The organism is Ralstonia insidiosa (assembly GCF_008801405.1).
Taxonomy (GTDB): Bacteria; Pseudomonadota; Gammaproteobacteria; order Burkholderiales; family Burkholderiaceae; genus Ralstonia; species Ralstonia insidiosa.
The window spans coordinates 92,514-111,372 of sequence record NZ_VZPV01000004.1; the positions used below are offsets into that span (position 1 = coordinate 92,514).

Consider the following 18,859-nt stretch of genomic DNA (forward strand, 5'->3'; position numbering starts at 1 on the left):
GCGCTCGCTGAGCGCCCCACCCAACGTGCACGACGAGACGTCTCGCTCATGGACAAACTGCTGATTGAAGGCAATGGCCCGCTGTCGGGCGAAATCCGCGTGTCTGGCGCCAAGAACGCCGCGCTGCCCATCATGTGTGCCGCGCTGCTGACGCCCGAGGCGCTGGCGCTGAACAACGTGCCCAACCTGCAGGATGTGCGCACGATGCTCAAGCTGCTGCGTCAGATGGGCGTGGAAGGTGCGCTGGATGGCCACAACCTCACGCTGGACGCCGCGAACATCCACTCGCCGGAAGCGCCGTATGACCTGGTGAAGACCATGCGTGCGTCGATCCTGGTGCTGGGGCCGCTGCTGGCGCGCTTCGGCCATGCGCGTGTGTCGCTACCGGGCGGCTGCGGCATCGGCGCGCGTCCGGTCGATCAGCACATCAAGGGCCTGCAGCAGATGGGCGCCGAGATCGTCATCGAGCACGGCTACATCGAAGCGAAGCTCGCCGATGGCGCCAAGCGTCTGCACGGCGCGCGCATCGTCACCGACATGGTGACGGTGACGGGCACCGAAAACCTGCTGATGGCCGCCGCACTGGCTGACGGCGAAACCGTGCTGGAAAACGCCGCACGCGAGCCGGAAGTGACCGACCTCGCCAACCTGCTCGTGAAGATGGGCGCGCGCATCGAGGGCATCGGTACCGACCGCCTCGTGATCCAGGGCGTGGAAGCGCTGCACGGCGCCGAGCACACGGTGATTGCCGATCGCATTGAAGCCGGTACGTTCCTGTGCGCCGTGGCTGCAGCCGGCGGCGACGTGACGCTGCGCGGCGTGCCACCGGGCATCCTGGATGCCGTGCTCGATAAGCTGCGCGAAGCTGGCGTGACGCTCACCACGGGCGACGACTGGATCCGCGTGCAGATGACGGGTCGCCCGAAGGCCGTGAGCTTCCGCACCTCGGAATACCCGGCCTTCCCGACCGACATGCAGGCGCAGTTCATGATGCTCAACGCCGTTGCCGAGGGCTCTGCCACGGTGACGGAGACCATCTTCGAAAACCGCTTCATGCACGTGCAGGAACTGAACCGCCTGGGCGCCAACATCGTCATCGACGGCAAGACGGCCGTGGTGACGGGCGTTGAGCAACTGTCGGGCGCGACTGTCATGGCGACGGACCTGCGTGCTTCGGCCAGCCTCGTCATTGCCGGCCTGATTGCGCAGGGTGAGACGCTGGTCGATCGCATCTATCACCTCGACCGCGGCTACGACCGCATCGAAGACAAGCTCTCCGCTGTCGGCGCGAAGATCCGCCGCATCCAAGGTTAAGTCAGCCATGAACGCAATCCAGTCCGCTCCCGATCAGCTCACGCTGGCGCTGTCCAAAGGGCGCATCTTTGAAGAGACGCTGCCGCTCCTGAAGGCCGCCGGCATCGAGGTGACGGAAGACCCGGAAACCTCGCGCAAGCTGATCCTGCCGACGTCGGACCCGGCGCTGCGCGTGATCATCGTGCGTGCTTCCGACGTGCCGACCTACGTGCAATACGGCGCGGCGGATTTCGGCGTGGCCGGCCGCGACGTGCTGATGGAGCACGGCATGGCGGGCCTGTATGCGCCCATCGACCTGAACATCGCCCGCTGCCGCATGTCGGTGGCGGTGCCCAAGGGCTTCGATTACGCCAACGCGGTGCGCCAGGGTGCGCGCCTGTCGGTGGCGACGAAGTATCTGAACACCGCGCGCGAGCACTTCGCCAAGAAGGGTGTGCACGTCGACCTGATCAAGCTGTACGGCTCGATGGAGCTGGGCCCGCTGGTGGGCCTGGCCGATGCCATCGTCGACCTGGTCAGCACCGGCGGCACGCTGCGCGCGAACAACCTCGTCGAGGTGGAGGAGATCGTGCAGATCTCGTCCCGACTGGTCGTCAACCAGGCTGCGCTGAAGCTCAAGCGCGAGCGGCTGGCGCCGATCCTCGACGCTTTCGAGCGTGCTTCCGCCCAGGACGCGCTTGTTGGGGAAACCGCATGAGCTTGAGTATCCGTAAGCTGGATTCGGCCGACGCCGGATTCGCGGCGCAACTGCGCCAGGTGCTCGCTTTCGAGGCGAGCGAAGACGAAGCCATCGACCGCGCTGCCGCGCAGATCCTGGCCGACGTGAAAGCGCGCGGCGATGCTGCCGTGCTGGAAGCCACGCAGCGCTTCGACCGTATCGAAGCCGACAGCGTGGCCGCGCTGGAACTGTCGCCCACTGTGCTGCAAGCCGCGCTGGACGGCCTGGAGCCTAAGCGCCGCGCGGCGCTGGAAGCGGCAGCCGCCCGTGTGCGTGCGTACCACGAGAAGCAGAAGATCGAGTGCGGCACCCACAGCTGGGAATACGCAGAAGCCGACGGCACGGTGCTCGGCCAGAAGGTCACGCCGCTCGATCGCGTGGGCATTTACGTGCCTGGCGGCAAGGCGGCGTATCCGTCGTCGGTGCTGATGAACGCGATTCCGGCACGCGTGGCCGGCGTCAAGGAAATCATCATGGTGGTGCCCACGCCGGGTGGCGTGCGCAATGAGCTGGTGCTGGCCGCGGCGTGCATCGCCGGGGTGGACCGCGTGTTCACGATTGGCGGCGCGCAGGCTGTGGGTGCACTCGCTTACGGCACGGACACCGTGCCCGCCGTCGACAAGATCGTTGGCCCGGGCAATGCGTATGTGGCCGCCGCCAAGCGCCGCGTGTTCGGCACGGTCGGCATCGACATGATCGCCGGGCCGTCGGAAATCCTCGTCATCTGCGACGGCACGACCGACCCGGACTGGGTGGCGATGGACCTGTTCTCGCAGGCCGAGCACGACGAGCTGGCCCAATCGATTCTGCTATGCCCGAACGCCGAGTTCATCGCACAGGTGGAAGCCAGCATCAACCGCCAACTCGAAGACATGCCGCGCCGGGGCGTGATTGCAGAATCGCTGTCGGGCCGCGGTGCGCTCATCAAGGTGCGCGACATGGAAGAGGCGTGCGAGATTGCCAACGACATCGCGCCCGAGCACCTGGAGATTTCCGCCGAGAACCCGCGCCAGTGGGCCGAACGCATTCGCCACGCCGGCGCGATCTTCCTTGGCAAGTACACCAGCGAATCGCTGGGCGACTACTGCGCGGGCCCGAACCACGTGCTGCCGACCTCGCGCACGGCGCGCTTCTCGTCGCCGCTGGGCGTGTACGACTTCATCAAGCGCTCGAGCCTGATCGAGGTGAGCGAAGCCGGCGCGCAGATGCTGGGTGAGATTGCCGCCGAGCTGGCCTACGGCGAAGGTCTGCAGGCGCATGCACGCAGCGCTGAATACCGCCTGCAACGCACCGCCTCTGAATAAACACGACTCCGCATCCCACAAGCATGAACGTCTCCGCGCCAGTCCAGCCCTCTCTTGATGACCTGCTCGCCCGTATCGTGCGCGACGACGTGCGTGCCATGGGCGCGTACCACGTGCCCGACGCGACCGGCATGGTCAAGCTGGACGCGATGGAGAACCCGTACCCGCTGCCGGCGATGCTGCGCGAGGCGCTGGGCAAGCGCCTGGCCGACGTAGCGCTCAACCGTTACCCCGTGCCGACCGCTGATGCGCTCAAGGCGCAGCTCAAGCGCGTGATGCACGTGCCGGCGGGTGCCGAGGTACTGCTGGGCAACGGTTCAGACGAGATCATCAGCCTGATCGCCATCGCAGCCGCCAAGCCAGGGGCGACGGTCATGGCGCCCGTGCCGGGCTTCGTGATGTATGCGATGTCGTCGCAGTTGCTGGGGCTGAAGTTCGTCGGCGTGCCGCTCAAGGCGGACCTCACGCTCGACCGCGAAGCGATGCTGGCTGCCATGGCTGAGCACCAGCCCGCCGTCATCTACCTGGCCTATCCGAATAACCCGACCGGCAATCTGTTCGACGCGGCTGACATGGATGCCATCATCCGCGCCGCACGCGGCCCGGTGTGCCAGAGCCTGGTGGTGGTTGACGAGGCCTACCAGCCGTTCGCGCAGCACAGCTGGATGCCGCGCCTGCGCGACTTCGACCACCTGCTGGTGATGCGCACCGTCTCCAAGCTGGGCCTGGCGGGTATCCGCCTCGGCTACGTGGCCGGCCATCCCAAGTGGATTGCCGAGCTGGACAAGGTGCGCCCGCCGTACAACATCAATGTGCTGACCGAGGCCACCGCCCAGTTCGTGCTCGATCACGTCGATGTGCTCGATGCCCAGGCAGCGACTCTGCGCGCCGAGCGGACCAAGCTGATCGACGCGCTGGCTGCGCTGCCGGGTGTTGAAGTCTTCCCGAGTGCCGCCAACTTCATCCTATTGCGCGTACCCGATGCAGCGGGAATGTTCGATCGCCTGCTAAAACGGCGGGTTCTTATCAAAAACGTCAGTAAAATGCACCCGTTGCTGGCCAACTGTCTGCGCGTGACGGTCAGCAATCCCGAAGAAAACGCGCAATTTCTCGATGCCTTTGCCGCATCGATGCAGGAAGCCCCATGAGCCGCCGTGCCGAGGTTACTCGCAACACCTCTGAAACGCAGATCCGCGTCGCCCTTGATTTGGACGGCACGGGCAAGCAGACGCTGAACACCGGCGTCCCGTTCCTCGACCACATGCTCGACCAGATTGCCCGCCACGGCATGGTCGACCTGGAAGTCACGGCCACCGGCGACACCCATATCGACGATCACCACACCGTGGAAGACGTCGGCATCACGCTCGGCCAAGCCGTCGCCAAAGCAGTTGGTGATAAGAAGGGCATCGTGCGCTACGGCCACAGCTACGTGCCGCTGGACGAAGCCCTGTCGCGCGTTGTGATCGACTTCTCCGGCCGTCCGGGCCTGGAGTTCCACGTGCCGTTCACGCGGGCGCGCGTCGGCAGCTTTGACGTGGACCTGTCCATCGAATTCTTCCGCGGGTTCGTCAACCATGCCGGCGTGACGCTGCATATCGACAACCTGCGCGGCATCAACGCGCATCACCAGATCGAAACCGTGTTCAAGGCCTTTGGCCGCGCGCTGCGCATGGCCGTTGAACTGGACCCGCGCGCTGCCGGCACCATTCCGTCGACCAAGGGCACGCTCTGATCCTACGCGTCGGCCTGGCCGCGCCTACCCGACTCCAAAAACGGCCACCGGTCCCATGGATCTGACCAAGAGCTTTTTCTCGCTGCTCGCGCTGATCAACCCGATCGGGGCGATCCCGTTCTTCATCAGCCTGACCGAAAGTCAGACGGATGCGGAAAAGCGCCGCACCATCAAGGTCGCATCGATTTCGGTGGCGATCGTGATTGGCCTGTCCGCGTTGCTGGGCGAGCAGATCATCGGCTTTTTCGGGTTTTCGGTCGGCTCGCTGCAGGTGGGCGGCGGGATCATCATGATCATGATCGCGCTGAACATGCTGAACGCGCAGACCAGCCGCACCAAGGCCACGCCCGAAGAAGAGGATGAGGCCGGTGCCAAGGCCAGCATTGCCGTCGTGCCGCTGGCGATTCCCCTGCTGACGGGCCCTGGCTCGATCAGCACGGTGATCGTCTATGCGGGCAAGACCCGCCACTGGTGGGAGTTGTTTTTGCTGGCTGGCGTGGGCGTGGCGATCGCGCTGGTGGTATGGATCGTGCTCCGTGCCGCCGAGCCCATCGCCCGGGTCATCGGTCGCACCGGCATCAACGTCGGCACGCGGTTGATGGGTTTGATCCTGGCGGCGCTGGCCGTGGAATTCATTGTCGACGGGCTGAAAACCCTGTTGCCTGTTCTCAAATCATGACTACGATTGCAATTGTCGATTACGGCATGGGCAACCTGCGCTCGGTAGCGCAGGCCCTGCGTACGGTGGCTCCGGAAGCCGATGTGCGCATCAGTGCGCAAGCCGACGAGATTCGCGCGGCCGACCGCGTGGTGCTGCCGGGGCAGGGCGCCATGCCCGACTGCATGGCTGCTTTTGACCAATCGGGCTTGCGCGAAGCCGTGCTCGAGGCGTCTCGCACCAAGCCGATGCTCGGTGTGTGCGTGGGGGAGCAAATGCTGCTCGAGCGCAGCACCGAGGCGCGTCCGGGCCAGGAGTACACCCAAGGGTTGGGTCTGATCGGCGGCGAAGTGATTCGTTTTGATCTGGACGGCCAGTTGCAACCGGACGGTTCGCGGTACAAAGTGCCCCAGATGGGCTGGAACCGCGTGCGTCAGAGTCGCCCCCACGCGCTGTGGGCCGGCGTGCCGGACGACAGCTACTTTTATTTCGTGCACAGCTACTATGCACGACCCGCGCGGGCTGAAGAATCGGTCGGGGAGACCGAGTACGGGGTGCTGTTTACCTGTGCCATCGCCCGGGATAATATTTTTGCCACACAGTTTCACCCGGAAAAAAGTGCACAGGCCGGTTTGCAGATTTACCGCAACTTCGTGCACTGGAACCCCTGAATCTGGCGTCACCGTCACAAGCAGCCCTGTTTTCCCCTTTACCCCCTCAACTTTGTCGTCACGCTTATGTTGCTCATCCCGGCCATCGACCTGAAGGACGGTCAATGTGTGCGCCTCAAACAAGGCGATATGGATCAAGCCACCGTGTTCTCGGAAGACCCCGCTGCCATGGCGCGGCATTGGGTCGAGCAGGGCGCGCGCCGCTTGCACCTCGTCGACCTGAATGGCGCTTTCGCGGGCAAGCCGCGTAACGAGGCGGCCGTCAAGGCCATCCTCGCTGAGGTGGGTGACGAGATTCCCGTGCAACTCGGCGGCGGCATCCGCGATCTGGGCACCATCGAGCGCTGGCTCGACGACGGCCTGTCGTACGTGATCATCGGTACGGCGGCGGTCAAGGATCCGGGCTTTCTGCGCGACGCATGCACGGCATTTGGCGGCCACATCATCGTCGGGCTCGATGCCAAGGACGGCAAGGTGGCGACCGACGGCTGGAGCAAGCTCTCGGGCCACGAAGTCGTGGACCTCGCCAAGAAGTACGAGGACTACGGCGTCGAAGGCATCATCTACACCGACATCGGCCGCGACGGCATGCTGCAGGGCATCAACATCGATGCCACCGTCAAGCTGGCACAGTCGGTGAAGATTCCGGTCATCGCCAGCGGCGGCTTGTCGAACCTGAAGGACATCGACCACCTCTGCGCGGTCGAAGAGCATGGCGTGGAAGGCGTGATCTGCGGCCGCGCCATCTATTCGGGCGACCTGAACTTCAAGGAAGCGCAAGCTCTCGCGGACAAACTCGGCGCAGCCTAAGCTGCGCTCAACGGGTGCCTCGGCACCCGACTCATCATGCTAGCCAAACGAATCATCCCCTGCCTGGACGTGACCAACGGCCGGGTGGTCAAGGGCGTCAACTTCGTCGAGTTGCGCGACGCGGGCGACCCCGTTGAAATCGCCCGTCGCTACGACGAGCAGGGCGCCGACGAAATCACCTTCCTCGACATCACCGCCACGTCTGATGGACGCGACCTGATGCTGAACATCATCGAGGCGGTGGCGTCGCAGGTCTTCATTCCGTTGACCGTCGGCGGTGGCGTGCGCGCGCTGGAAGACGTGCGCCGGCTGCTCAATGCCGGTGCGGACAAGATCAGCATGAACTCGTCTGCTGTGTCGAACCCGCAGCTCGTGTCGGACGCCAGCGCCCGCCATGGTGCGCAGTGCATCGTCGTGGCGATCGACGCCAAGAAGGTGTCGGCTGAGGGCGAAGCCCCGCGCTGGGAGGTCTTCACGCACGGTGGCCGCAAGGGCACGGGCCTGGACGCCGTGGCGTGGGCGCGCGAGATGGCACAGCGCGGTGCGGGCGAGATCCTGCTCACCAGCATGGACCGCGACGGCACCAAGGCTGGCTTCGACCTTGAACTCACGCGTGCGGTGTCTGATGCCGTGCCAGTGCCTGTGATCGCCTCCGGCGGCGTCGGCAATCTGCAGCATCTGGCAGAAGGCATCCAGCAAGGTCACGCCGATGCGGTGCTGGCCGCCAGCATCTTCCACTACGGTGAATACACCGTCGGCCAGGCCAAGCAATTCATGGCTGAAAAAGGCATTCCAGTACGGATCGGACTATGAGTAAGAAGTGGCTGAATAAGGTCCACTGGGACGACAACGGCCTCGTGCCTGTGATCGTGCAGGAGCAGGGCAGCAACGACGTGCTGATGTTCGCCTTCATGAACCGCGAGGCGCTGCAGAAGACCGTGGAGACCGGCGAGGCCGTGTTCTGGTCGCGTTCGCGCAAGCGCCTGTGGCACAAGGGCGAGGAGTCCGGCCACATCCAGAAGGTGCACGAGATCCGCCTGGACTGCGACGAAGACGTGGTCTTGCTCCGCGTCACCCAAGTTGGCGGCATCGCCTGCCATACTGGCCGCCACGCGTGCTTCTTCCAGAAGTTCGAAGGCAGTGCGGAAGACGGTGACTGGCTCACCGTTGAACCCGTGCTCAAAGACCCCGACGAAATCTATGCCGGCAAGCCCGGCCACAACCATGAGTGACACCCTGCGCCGTCTGGGCGAGGTGCTCGAATCCCGCAAGCTCGCCAATGGCGGTGACCCGGACAAGAGCTACATCGCGCGCCTGTTCAACAAGGGCGATGACGCCATCCTCAAGAAGATCGGCGAGGAGGCCACCGAGACGGTCATGGCCGCCAAGGACGCCCGCGCCGCCGGCATGACCGACGAGGCGCGCGGCAAAGTCGTCTACGAAGTGGCCGACCTGTGGTTCCACACCATGGTGCTATTGTCGCACTTCGACCTCACGCCGGATGATGTGGTTAACGAACTGGCACGCCGCGAAGGACTCTCGGGGTTGGAAGAGAAGGCGTTGCGCAAGTCGCAGGCTCGCGACGCTGCAGGTGACTGATCGGTGACGCATCGTCGCAGGGAGGCAGCGTGGACAACTACGGATCAGCGGTGACAGTGACGACAGACGAAGAACGTCTGGCCGGGCTGCGGCGGCTGACGCATATCCTGTATGCGCTCTACGCCATTTTTTGGCTGACCGGCGGCATCACTGCATTGATTGCCATCATCGTCGGGTATGTTAAGCGCGACGATGTGCGCGGCACGCTGTACGAGTCGCACTTTCGTTGGCAGATCCGTTCGTTCTGGTGGTGCGTACTATGGGCTGCGATCGGCGTGATGCTCATTCCGCTGGCCTTTATCGGCTTTGCGGTGCTGTGGGTTCTGGGCATCTGGATGCTGTATCGTATTGTGAAGGGCTGGCTGTACCTCAACGACAGCAAGCCGATGTACGCCAATCAGTAAAATCTATCAATGGCGCCGCCACCGTTGCTGCAGTCATGGCGCCAGTCGCAGTCATATTTACGTGGGAGTAGGACATGGGTTCCTTTAGCATTTGGCACTGGCTGATCGTGCTGGTGATCGTCATGATGGTGTTCGGCACGAAGAAGCTGCGTAACATCGGTTCAGACCTCGGTGGTGCCGTGAAGGGCTTCAAGGACGGCATGAAGGAAGGCGCCGCGGACGACAAGCCGGCCGCCCCGCAACAGACCGCTGGCCAGCCGCCGCGCGAACTGCACGACTCGACGACGATCGACGTCGAGGCGCGCGAAAAGTCCAAGCAAGGCTGAGCACTGTCGCTCGCTGACTGATGATCGATCTCGGCATTTCCAAGCTGGCGCTGATTGGCATGGTGGCGCTTGTCGTCATCGGGCCGGAGCGCCTGCCCAAAGTGGCGCGCACGGCCGGTGCGTTGCTCGGTCGCGCGCAGCGTTACATCGCCGATGTGAAGGCCGAGGTGAGCCGCGAGATCGAGCTCGAAGAGCTGCGCAAGATGCGCACCGATTTCGAGCAGGCCGCGCGCAATGTCGAGCAGACCATCCACCAGGAGGTCAGCAAGCACACGTCGGAAATCAACGAACGCCTGAACGAGGCGCTCGGCGATCCGGCGTTGCGCGAGACCGCCACCTCCGCCCCTGACTGGCGCCCGGCGCCGGGCAAGTCGCGCAATGGCCGCAACAGCTGGCGCAACAAGCAGTTGTCGATGCCCAAGTGGTATCGCCAGAAGCAGGGCGTGCGCATGTGGGCGCAATCGGGTGCCGCGCGCGTCAAGCGCCATCGTCCGCCTATCGTTGCCGCGCAGTCGCGTGGGCGTTCCTTCTTCGAATGATTCTCCGAGCACCCACCGCTGGGTGCTCTGACCGCATCCCCCTCCAGCCGACATGAGTGCTGCTCCGCTCGATCCGCAATCGCCCGAGGACGGCGCGCAGGAAACCTTCATCTCGCACCTGGTCGAGTTGCGCGAGCGCATCGTCAAGGCCGGTGCGGGTGTGCTGCTGATCTTCCTGGGCCTCGTCTACTGGGCACCGGACATCTTCAACCTGTTCTCGCGGCCGCTGATTCAGGCGCTGCCCAAGAACGGCCACATGATCGTGACGGACGTCACCGGCTCGTTCTTCGTGCCGATGAAGGTGACGCTGCTGGCGGCCTTTCTGATCGCGCTGCCGTGGGTGCTGTATCAGATCTGGCGTTTCGTGGCGCCGGGGCTGTACTCGCACGAGAAGCGCATGATCATGCCGCTGGTGGTCAGTACCTACATCCTGTTCCTCTGCGGCGTGGCGTTTGCGTACTTCCTCGTCTTCCCGACCGTGTTCAAGGTCATGGCGCACTACAACGCGCCATTGGGCGCGGAAATGTCGACCGATATCGACAAGTACCTCAGCTTTGCGATGACCACGTTCCTTGCCTTTGGCATCACCTTTGAGGTGCCGGTGGTGGTGATGGTGCTGGTGCGCTTTGGCATCGTCAGCCTGGACAAGCTGCGCCAGGCACGCCCGTACGTGGTGGTGGGTGCGTTCGTGATTGCGGCCGTAGTGACTCCGCCGGACGTGATGTCGCAGTTGTTGCTGGCGGTGCCGCTGTGGTTGCTGTACGAGCTGGGGCTGATTCTGGCGGCGATCTTCCTGCGCAAGACGGTCGCGCCAGAAGAGACCCCGGAGCATCTACCAGCGGTGAAGGACTGACGGGCCGATTCAACGATCGCCCAAAGAAAAAGGCAGCCTCGGCTGCCTTTCTCGTTTCTGCGATGCCTGCTTACGCGGCGTACAACCAGAATTGCTCGCGCGGGAAGGTCAGCGCATATTGGCCCTCGCTTGGCGCGCTGCTGGCGTAGGCGCGCAGACCCGTGCCAGCATCGCCCGTTGCGCGGAACAGGCATTCCCAACGGTCGCCCAGGTACATGCGGGTGGCCAGCGGCAGGCGGATGGTGTTGTCGGCGTTGTCCACGCCCACACGCACCTGCTCCAGGCGGATCACGCCATGCGCCGATGCACCCGGCTTCAGATCGCCGCGCGCCACACCCCACAGCGACCAACCGCCAGCCTCATCGACCAGCCGGGCCATGCCATCACGCACTTCGGCGATCTTGCCGTTGACGCGGTTATTGCTGCCCATGAACTCGGCGGTGAAGAGGGTTTGCGGCGCGCCGTACATCTCTTCGGGCGTGCCTTGTTGCTCGATCACACCGTTGTTGAGCAGCAGGATGCGATCGGACATGGCCATCGCTTCGCTTTGGTCGTGGGTGACCATCAGCGCGGAGAGGCCCAGGCGCACGATCAGCTCGCGCAGGAAGGCGCGGGCTTCTTCACGCAGCTTGGCGTCGAGGTTGGAGAGCGGCTCGTCGAGCAGGATCACAGGCGGGTTGTAGACCAGCGCACGGGCGATTGCCACGCGCTGTTGTTGGCCGCCGGAGAGCTGGCTCGGGAAGCGCTCGCCCAGGTGGCCGAGGCCCAGTTGCTGCAGCACGGCCTGCACGCGTTCCTTGATCTGTGCGGACGGCGTCTTGCGCAGCTTGAGCGGGTAGGCGACGTTCTCGGCCACGGTCTTGTGCGGCCACAGTGCGTACGACTGGAACACCAAGCCCAGGTTGCGCCCTTCGGCCGGCACGTCGAGCTTCTTGGCGCCATCGAACATGACGCGATCGCCGATCTGGACGGTGCCTTGGCTGGCCTGTTCGAGGCCGGCGACGGCGCGCAGCAGCGTGGTCTTGCCCGAACCGGACGGACCCAGCAGCGAGACGACCTCGCCCTTCTGCAACTGCATCGAGACACCCTTGAGGACCGGGTTGTTGCCGTATTGCAGGTGCAGGTCGTTGACAGTGAGTTCAATCATGGAGCTTTACCCCGAAACGCAGTGCGATGCCGAGGCCGACGGCCACCAGCACGATATTGACGAAGGACAGCGCGGCGACGATATCGATGGCGCCGCCCGCCCACAGGGAAACCAGCATCGAGCCGATCGTCTCGGTGCCCGGCGACAGCAGGTACACACCGGTCGAGTACTCGCGCTCGAAAATCAGGAAGATCAGCAGCCAGGCGCCGAGCAGGCCGTAGCGCGTGAGCGGCACGGTCACGTCGCGCGTGGTGCGGGCACGGGTGGCGCCCACCGAGCGTGCCGCCTCTTCCAGCTCAGGGCCGACCTGCAGCAGTGCCGCTGAGATCAGGCGCAAGCCGTAGGCCATCCACACCACCGTATAGGCGATCCACACGCTGAAGATCGTGCTGCGCAGGTCGCGCAGGCTCGGCACGACGTGCTCGATGATCCAGTTGGCGAAGGGCAGGCCGCTGTCGGTCAGGCCGGTTTCGATCCAGTTCGGCACGAACAGGAACACCCACAGGAAGGCCAGACCGGCCAGCAGGCCTGGCACCGCACGCGGCACGAGCACGCTGTAGTCGAGGAAGCGCGTCCAGCCGTCCGGTTTGCGGTGCATGGCCAGGCCGATGCAGGTGTAGCTGGCCACCGCGATCGCACCGCCGATCACGCCGATCAGCACCGTGTTGACCATCGCACGCAGGAACTGCGGCTGCTCGAAGATTTGCTGGAACGCCGTGGTCGAGAAGGCCTCGACCAGCGACACGCCTTCCCCCCAGTTCGACACGAAGGCGCGCAGCGCGATACCCGAAAGCGGCACCACCACCGTGACGAAGAACCAGAACACGACGATTGCCCACGCGGGCCAGCGCCACTTGCCCAGCGGCAGCGGGCGGCTGCGCGTGACCTTGCCCTTGACGGTGACAAAGCGGTTGGCCGACTTCAGCATGTAGCGCTGCAGCAGCACCAGCGGGAAGGTCACCATCACCAGGCAGACTGCCACGGCGGCCATCAGGTGATAGGCCGGTGTGCCGAGCTTATTGGTCAGCTTGTACAGATACGTGGCCAGCACCAGGTGGCCTTCCGGATCGCCCAGCACCAGCACCAGGCCGAACACTTCGAAGCCCAGGAAGGTCACCAGCACGGCTGCGTACAGCAGGGCGGGGCGCACCATCGGCAGGCTCACGTTCAGCGCGACCGACAGCGGCGATGCACCCGCGATACGCGCGGCTTCTTCCACATCCGAGCCGAGGCTGCGCAGCGCCGACGAGACATACAGGTACACGTGCGGCACGTGCGTCAGGCCGGCGATGATGATGATGCTGGTGAACGAATACACGTTCCACGGCGCACCCCCAAACAGGTGCTTGAACCACACCGTGTAGAAGCCCACGGGGCCAGCCGAGACGACGTAGCCGAACGCCAGCACCATCGGCGAGACAAACACCGGGATCATCAGCAGCGGCTCAAGGATGCGGCGGCCGGGCAGGTCCGAACGCACCATCAGGAACGCCAGGATGCCGCCCAGTGGCACCGAGATCGCTGCCAGACCAAATGCCAGCGCAGCCGACTTCTCAAAGGCGTGCCAAAAATCCGAATCCGTAAAGATGAAGCGATACGCATCGAGCCCCGCCAGCGCGTCGGGCATGAAGAACGGCGCGGAGAGGAAGCTCTGGTAGAAGATCAGCGCCAGCGGCGTGAAAATCGCCAGCGCGGTAAGCAGGATGACCACGCCGCGCGGCAAAGCCTGTCCCACACGCGTCCAGGGCGAGCGCTTGAGGGAGACTTCCGAAGCGGCGGCACGGTCTTGCGCTAGAGAACGCATGGTGCCTCCAAGAGGGGCTGGCGCCAGAGTCGGATGGCGCCAGCGGGTCGGTCAGATGAGAGGAATCGCGATCAGCAAGTCAGCAGATCAACGACCGGCGGCAGTGCGCCATTGCTTGATGAAGTCCAGGCGCTTCTTCGGTTCCAGGAATGCCAGGATCGATTCGTCCACCGGAATCGGCTTGATCGTGTTGCCGAGAATCTTCTTCAGGCCGGCGGCAGTCGCTTCGCCCGTCACGTCGTCACGCAGCGAGTGCAGATCCGACTTGTTGGCGAGGATGTCCTGGCCGCGTTTGGACAGGATGTAGTCCAGCCACAGCTTGGCGGCGTTCGGGTTCTTCGCCTTCTTGGCAATCATCGCCACGCGCGAAACCACCAGCGTGTAGTCCTTCGGATAGACGATGCCGATCGACGGGTCCTTCTTCGCGCGCGCAATCGCGTACGAGCCGAGGATGTTGTACGCCACCAGGTTTTCGCCCGAGGCCACGCGTTCCATCATCGTGCCGGTGGACGACTGCAGCACCAGGTTCGGGCCGACCGCCTTGATGAAGTCGAAGTACTGCGGCGAATCCAGGTTGTCCTGCGCAGCCATCATGAAGCCCACGGCGGACTTCTCGATGTCGTACGTCGTGACCTTGTTCTTGAAACGCTCGCCCTGACTGCCCACCAGCTTGGCGAGGTCGGCGTGCGTTTGCGGGACTTCGCTGTCCTTGATCAGGCGCTTGTTGTACAGAAACACAGCCGGCTCATACGTGGTGCCGTAGGCCAGGCCCTTGTAGACGGCCCACGTCGGCAGGTGCGGCACTTCGGGCGAGTCGTACTTCAGCGCGTAGGTCTGCGCGAGCTTGAGCTGCGAGTCCATCGACGAGTTCCACATCATGTCAGCTGAGGCGCCGCCGGCGGCCTGCTCGCTGATGAAGCGGTTGTACAGCTCGCTGCTGTTCATGTCGTTGTATTCGACCTTCACGCCGGGGTAGAGCGACTCGAAGTCCTTGATCAGCGGGTCGGCCGCTTTGGTATCGGTCGTGGCGTAGACCACGACTTTGCCTTCCTTCTTGGCGGCGGCGATGGTGTCGGCGTAGCTGGCGGGATAGCCAGCCGGGACTTGCGCGAGTGCAGCGGTGCTGAGGGTCAGAGCGGCAGCTGCAATCGAAGCGAGAGCGGCGTGCGCGGGCACAAAGCGGCCACGAAGCATGGGTTTGTCTCCTGTTTGCTTAGGTGTCGTGGGGCTGGCTACTTATGGCGATGTGCGTGTAGCTCGGGCGGATGGCCCCAGGTGCGGCGCAGTATAGAAGTCGCGCGCTTTCGTCACGCTTTCATTAAAGCTGCTGCGTTGCAACATGCTCAGGAAGCGCCGCTGATGTTGTGAGCGGCACGCGAATCCGCGCAGATAGGCCCACGCCGCCATGCCCGTTCGGCTCGCCATCGGCCAGTTCGATTTGCCCGCCGCTGCGCGCCGCATACGCCCGCGCGATCGCCAATCCCAGGCCAGAACCCTCTGCGGCATAGCGCGCATCCTTCGGCGCGCTGTTGGGCGCATTTTTCAACTTCGCCGCACGACCACCACCTTCATGCGCACGGCGGAATCGCTGAAACGCGTGCGCGCGCTCGTCGGCGCTCATGCCGGGGCCGGTGTCATCCACGCTGACGAGCGCGGTGTCGCCGTCGGCAATTGCCCGCACGGTGATGCGTCCACCGGCGGGGGTGTAGCGGATCGCGTTGTGTACCAAGTTGGACAGCGCTTCACGCAGGAAGGCAGGGTAGCCCGTGACGGACAGGGTTGCGGCGAGCCCTGCATCGTCCCAACCGAGGTCCTGCTGCTTTTCGCGTGCCAGCGGCAAGGCATCGACCACCACGTCGCGTGCTAGCTCGCCCAGGTCGAACGTCTCGGCCGGTGCATCCTGCCCCGCGTGGCGCGCGCGGGCGAGCGCGAGCAACTGCGAGGTCAGCCGATTAGTCGACTGCAACCGCGCGATGATGGCTGTCAGGCTTTCTCGCACGCGCGCCGGGTCAGTTTCGCGCAGCGCGTATTCGGCCTGCGTGAGCAGCACGGCCAGCGGCGTGCGCATCTGATGCGATGCATCGGCGAGGAACTGGCTCTGCGCCTCCGCCAGTTCTGCGTAGCGCTGGATGTGGTGGTTGATCGCTTGCACCAGCGGGCGCACCTCGGCGGGGACGTCCGCGGCATCGAGCGGCCGCAAGTCGTCAGAAGCGCGGACTGCGATGCTGCGCGCAAGACGGTTCAGCGGGCGCAGCGCCACGGTTACGCCCAGCCACAGCAGCGCCGCGCTCACTACCACCAGCGCCGCATCGCGCAGCAGGGTGCCGCGCCAGACGGCCTGCTGCAGCGCACGCCGTGTCTCGATGGTTTCGGCCACCTGGATCACGATGCGTGCCGGCAGCCCCGGCTGATACAGCGGCTTGGCAACGGCCACCACACGCACCGGCTCACCGTGATACAGCGCATCGTAGAAAAACTCGGTGTCGTTCTCCAGGCGCGTGGTGGGCAGCGGCAGGTCGTCATACCCGGTGAGCGCGGCCTCGGGGGCTTTGCCCGGTGCCGGCTCGAAGGCGACGCGGTAGTAGACGCTGCTCTGCGCGGTCGACTCGAACATCGACAAGGCAACATACGGCACGTTGACCTGCACTTGGCCGCGCTCGATCGTCACGCCGTTCTCGATGGCGCGCACCGAGCCGAGCAGAGCGCGGTCGTACGCGCGATCGGTGGCGCTGCGCAGCGCCTGGTACGCACTCACGATGTCGATCGCCAGCACGCCGATCAACCCGGGCAGCAGCAGCCACAGCAGCGTGAGTTTCAGACTGCGCGGCAGCAGGGCAAGCCGTTGCGTCATGAGGCGGTGTTGTCGCCGACGGTGCTGACGTCGCTCGCGCCGGCTTCGAGCATGTAGCCCAGACCCCGCACGGTGACGATCTGCACGCCCGTGCCGGCCAGCTTCTTGCGCAGGCGGTGCACGACGACCTCCACCGCGTCGGGGCTCGAATCGCTGTCGAGGTTGAAGACCTTGTCGAACAGATGCACCTTGGCGATCGGCTGGCCGGTCTTGTGCAGCAGCGCCGACAGCGCAGCGTGCTCGCGCGGCGTAAGCGAGAGCGGCTCGCCTGACAGCAGGAACGCCTTGCGCCCGGTGTCGAACTCCAGCGGTCCGCAACGCAGACGCGGGAACGCCCGGCCGCGGCTGCGCCGAATCAGCGCCATCAGTCGCGCTTCCAGCTCGGCCAGCGCGAACGGTTTGGTGAGAAAGTCATCCGCGCCTGCATTGAGACCGCGCACGCGCTCATCCAGCGCACCCTGCGCCGTGAGGATCAACACCGGCGTGCGGTCATCCCGCGCACGCATGTCGGCCAACACGGCAAAGCCATCCTTGCGCGGCAGCCGCAGGTCCAGCACCACCGCGTCAAATTCTCCGGAGCCGAGGAAGGCTTCCGCAATCACGCCATCGGCTGCGCGCTCGATCACGAAGCCGCTTTGTGCCAGCGCGCGCGCCAGCCATGCCGCCAATTCGTCCTCATCCTCCACCAGCAAAATCCGCATCGGGTGTCTCTCAATATCGTTCTGTGTGCTTTTTCATGATAATGCGTGCGCCCGCATCGCGATTACACCGTCAAATCACACCAACTCATGGATGCGGACTGACCTGCATGTCGTCCATCCCAAATTCCCGTCGCCGCTGGCTGTGCCAGGCCGCCGCGCTGTTGGCCGCGGGGGGTGCCGTTTCGCTTGAGGGTCATGCGCAATGGCTGGCGGGCTCCGCGCCCGAACTGCCGTCGTACTACCCGCGCGACTACGGCGCGATGATCGACGCCGCCCGACGCGAAGGCCGCGTCACGGTCTATTCGACGACGGACTTTGCTGCCGCCCACCCGCTCATCCGCGCATTCGAGGCGCGCTACCCCGGCATCACCGTCGACTACCGCGAGCAGAACAGCGACGACATCTACCGACGCTTCCTCGCAGAACTTGCCTCCAAGTCGCCCGGCGCCGACGTCGTGTGGAGCTCGGCGATGCCCGAGCAGTTCAAGCTCGTCAACGATGGCCACGCGCTGTCGTATGCATCACCCGAGCGGCCCTACCTGCCGTCGTGGGCCATCTGGAAGAACGAAGCCTATGGCACGAGCTACGAGCCGGTCGTCTTCGTCTACAACGCGCGTCAGTTGTCCGCCGACTTGGTGCCGTCCACGCACGCCGATTTCGCCCGCATCCTCAACAGCCATCGCGACTTGCTGCGCGGCCGCGTTGCCGCGTACGACATCGAGCACTCGGGCTCCGCCTTCCTGTTTGCGGCGGAAGATGCGCGCACCTCCCCCGTGTTCTGGGATGTTGCCAAGGCATTGGGTGGCGTCAACGTCAACCTGTACATCACCACGGCCGCCATGCTCGAGCGCGTCGCCTCCGGTGAAAGCCTGCTTGCCTATGACGTGATCGGCTCGTACGCCGCGCGCTACGCCGATCGCAATCCCGCGCTCGCCATCAAGATGCCGGCCGACTACACGCTGGTCGCCACCCGCGTCGCCTTCATTGCTCGCCGCGCTGCCCGGCCGAACGCTGCGCGCCTGTGGCTCGACTTCATGCTCTCGCGTGACGGCCAGAGTGTGATGGCCGACCGCGCATTCCTTTTCTCGCTGCGTCAGGACGTCGAGACCGGGTTGACCGCCAAGCGCCTGCTTGCCGAACTGGGCAATACGCATCGGCCCATTCCGGTTGGCCCGGGTTTACTCGCCCATCAAGATCAGCTGCGCCGTGCCGATTTCCTGAAGCGATGGCGCGCTGCGCTCGGTCGTTAAGTGAAAGAGATCTAAGGGGCTCTTTTTGGGTGAGCGTGGCGAGAAGGCGACAATTTCTGTCGGCACCCGGGTGACAAAAATGGCACGCCGCCAGCCCCCGACAATTGGCCGCCAACCCCCGCGCCATCGCGCCAAAAGCCCGTCTCGGCCCCTGTCCGAGGGGGGCTCCCGCGTG

The 18,859-nt window shown here is 64.7% G+C and carries 21 protein-coding genes; 16 read left to right on the forward strand and 5 right to left on the reverse strand.

The window, feature by feature from the left end; all coding sequences use genetic code 11:
• Window positions 1-48 precede the first annotated feature (48 nt).
• The 15 genes from murA (at window position 49) to tatC (ending at window position 10,931) form a co-directional block, all read left to right on the forward strand.
• Window positions 49-1,314, forward strand: a complete 1,266-nt coding sequence (gene murA, locus F7R11_RS25050) for a UDP-N-acetylglucosamine 1-carboxyvinyltransferase (RefSeq protein WP_064806466.1) — start codon at window positions 49-51, stop codon at window positions 1,312-1,314.
• Window positions 1,315-1,321: 7 nt separating this feature from the next.
• Entirely contained in the window at window positions 1,322-2,011 is a 690-nt protein-coding gene (gene hisG, locus F7R11_RS25055; protein ID WP_064805408.1) for an ATP phosphoribosyltransferase, read from the forward strand.
• Window positions 2,008-3,336: a histidinol dehydrogenase gene (hisD, locus tag F7R11_RS25060; RefSeq protein ID WP_064805406.1), complete on the forward strand. Its 1,329-nt coding sequence runs from the start codon at window positions 2,008-2,010 to the stop codon at window positions 3,334-3,336. The genes hisG and hisD overlap by 4 nt, the downstream gene beginning before the upstream one ends.
• 23 nt (window positions 3,337-3,359) lie before the next feature.
• Window positions 3,360-4,484, forward strand: coding sequence for a histidinol-phosphate transaminase (gene hisC, locus F7R11_RS25065; RefSeq protein WP_064805404.1), 1,125 nt, complete (start codon window positions 3,360-3,362; stop codon window positions 4,482-4,484).
• The gene (gene hisB / locus F7R11_RS25070; protein WP_021197524.1) at window positions 4,481-5,071 is read left to right on the forward strand and encodes an imidazoleglycerol-phosphate dehydratase HisB; all 591 of its coding nucleotides are present in this window, start codon (window positions 4,481-4,483) and stop codon (window positions 5,069-5,071) included. The genes hisC and hisB overlap by 4 nt, the downstream gene beginning before the upstream one ends.
• A 55-nt stretch (window positions 5,072-5,126) precedes the next feature.
• Window positions 5,127-5,750 carry a MarC family protein gene (locus F7R11_RS25075; RefSeq protein ID WP_021197523.1) on the forward strand — a complete coding sequence of 208 codons (624 nt, stop codon included), beginning with the start codon at window positions 5,127-5,129 and terminating at the stop codon, window positions 5,748-5,750.
• The gene (hisH, locus tag F7R11_RS25080; protein ID WP_021197522.1) at window positions 5,747-6,400 is read left to right on the forward strand and encodes an imidazole glycerol phosphate synthase subunit HisH; all 654 of its coding nucleotides are present in this window, start codon (window positions 5,747-5,749) and stop codon (window positions 6,398-6,400) included. The genes F7R11_RS25075 and hisH overlap by 4 nt, the downstream gene beginning before the upstream one ends.
• A gap of 66 nt (window positions 6,401-6,466) precedes the next feature.
• On the forward strand, window positions 6,467-7,210 hold the full coding sequence (hisA, locus tag F7R11_RS25085) for a 1-(5-phosphoribosyl)-5-[(5-phosphoribosylamino)methylideneamino]imidazole-4-carboxamide isomerase (RefSeq protein WP_004634607.1): 744 nt from the start codon (window positions 6,467-6,469) through the stop codon (window positions 7,208-7,210).
• Window positions 7,211-7,246: 36 nt separating this feature from the next.
• A complete protein-coding gene (hisF, locus tag F7R11_RS25090; protein ID WP_064805402.1) occupies window positions 7,247-8,023 on the forward strand; it encodes an imidazole glycerol phosphate synthase subunit HisF in 777 nt (258 codons plus the stop codon).
• Window positions 8,020-8,442 (forward strand): phosphoribosyl-AMP cyclohydrolase, encoded by a 423-nt coding sequence (gene hisI / locus F7R11_RS25095; protein WP_064805400.1) that lies wholly within the window; start codon window positions 8,020-8,022, stop codon window positions 8,440-8,442. Before hisF ends, hisI begins: the two co-directional genes overlap by 4 nt.
• Window positions 8,435-8,809, forward strand: coding sequence for a phosphoribosyl-ATP diphosphatase (locus F7R11_RS25100; RefSeq protein WP_048935332.1), 375 nt, complete (start codon window positions 8,435-8,437; stop codon window positions 8,807-8,809). The genes hisI and F7R11_RS25100 overlap by 8 nt, the downstream gene beginning before the upstream one ends.
• Before the next feature lie 29 nt (window positions 8,810-8,838).
• On the forward strand, window positions 8,839-9,213 hold the full coding sequence (locus F7R11_RS25105) for a DUF4870 family protein (RefSeq protein WP_031330198.1): 375 nt from the start codon (window positions 8,839-8,841) through the stop codon (window positions 9,211-9,213).
• A 74-nt stretch (window positions 9,214-9,287) separates the two neighbouring features.
• On the forward strand, window positions 9,288-9,539 hold the full coding sequence (tatA, locus tag F7R11_RS25110; RefSeq protein ID WP_021197517.1) for a Sec-independent protein translocase subunit TatA: 252 nt from the start codon (window positions 9,288-9,290) through the stop codon (window positions 9,537-9,539).
• A 20-nt stretch (window positions 9,540-9,559) separates the two neighbouring features.
• The gene (tatB, locus tag F7R11_RS25115; RefSeq protein WP_021197516.1) at window positions 9,560-10,078 is read left to right on the forward strand and encodes a Sec-independent protein translocase protein TatB; all 519 of its coding nucleotides are present in this window, start codon (window positions 9,560-9,562) and stop codon (window positions 10,076-10,078) included.
• 52 nt (window positions 10,079-10,130) lie between these two features.
• Window positions 10,131-10,931 (forward strand): twin-arginine translocase subunit TatC, encoded by an 801-nt coding sequence (tatC, locus tag F7R11_RS25120; RefSeq protein WP_064805398.1) that lies wholly within the window; start codon window positions 10,131-10,133, stop codon window positions 10,929-10,931.
• A 70-nt stretch (window positions 10,932-11,001) separates the two neighbouring features.
• On the opposite strand, the gene F7R11_RS25125 is transcribed toward tatC, so the two are convergent.
• From F7R11_RS25125 to F7R11_RS25145, 5 genes are all read right to left on the reverse strand, one after another.
• Window positions 11,002-12,078 (reverse strand): ABC transporter ATP-binding protein, encoded by a 1,077-nt coding sequence (locus F7R11_RS25125; protein ID WP_021197514.1) that lies wholly within the window; start codon window positions 12,076-12,078, stop codon window positions 11,002-11,004.
• Window positions 12,071-13,882, reverse strand: a complete 1,812-nt coding sequence (locus tag F7R11_RS25130) for an ABC transporter permease (protein ID WP_082932853.1) — start codon at window positions 13,880-13,882, stop codon at window positions 12,071-12,073. The genes F7R11_RS25125 and F7R11_RS25130 overlap by 8 nt, the downstream gene beginning before the upstream one ends.
• Window positions 13,883-13,969: 87 nt before the next feature.
• Window positions 13,970-15,076, reverse strand: a complete 1,107-nt coding sequence (locus tag F7R11_RS25135; protein ID WP_064805396.1) for an ABC transporter substrate-binding protein — start codon at window positions 15,074-15,076, stop codon at window positions 13,970-13,972.
• 124 nt (window positions 15,077-15,200) lie between these two features.
• Window positions 15,201-16,733 carry a sensor histidine kinase gene (locus F7R11_RS25140; protein WP_064805393.1) on the reverse strand — a complete coding sequence of 511 codons (1,533 nt, stop codon included), beginning with the start codon at window positions 16,731-16,733 and terminating at the stop codon, window positions 15,201-15,203.
• Window positions 16,730-17,434 carry a response regulator gene (locus F7R11_RS25145; RefSeq protein WP_064805391.1) on the reverse strand — a complete coding sequence of 235 codons (705 nt, stop codon included), beginning with the start codon at window positions 17,432-17,434 and terminating at the stop codon, window positions 16,730-16,732. The genes F7R11_RS25140 and F7R11_RS25145 overlap by 4 nt, the downstream gene beginning before the upstream one ends.
• A 107-nt stretch (window positions 17,435-17,541) precedes the next feature.
• On the opposite strand from F7R11_RS25145, the gene F7R11_RS25150 reads away from it, so the two are divergent.
• Complete coding sequence (locus F7R11_RS25150) at window positions 17,542-18,684, forward strand: ABC transporter substrate-binding protein (protein WP_064805388.1); 1,143 nt, start codon at window positions 17,542-17,544, stop codon at window positions 18,682-18,684.
• Window positions 18,685-18,859: the final 175 nt, after the last annotated feature.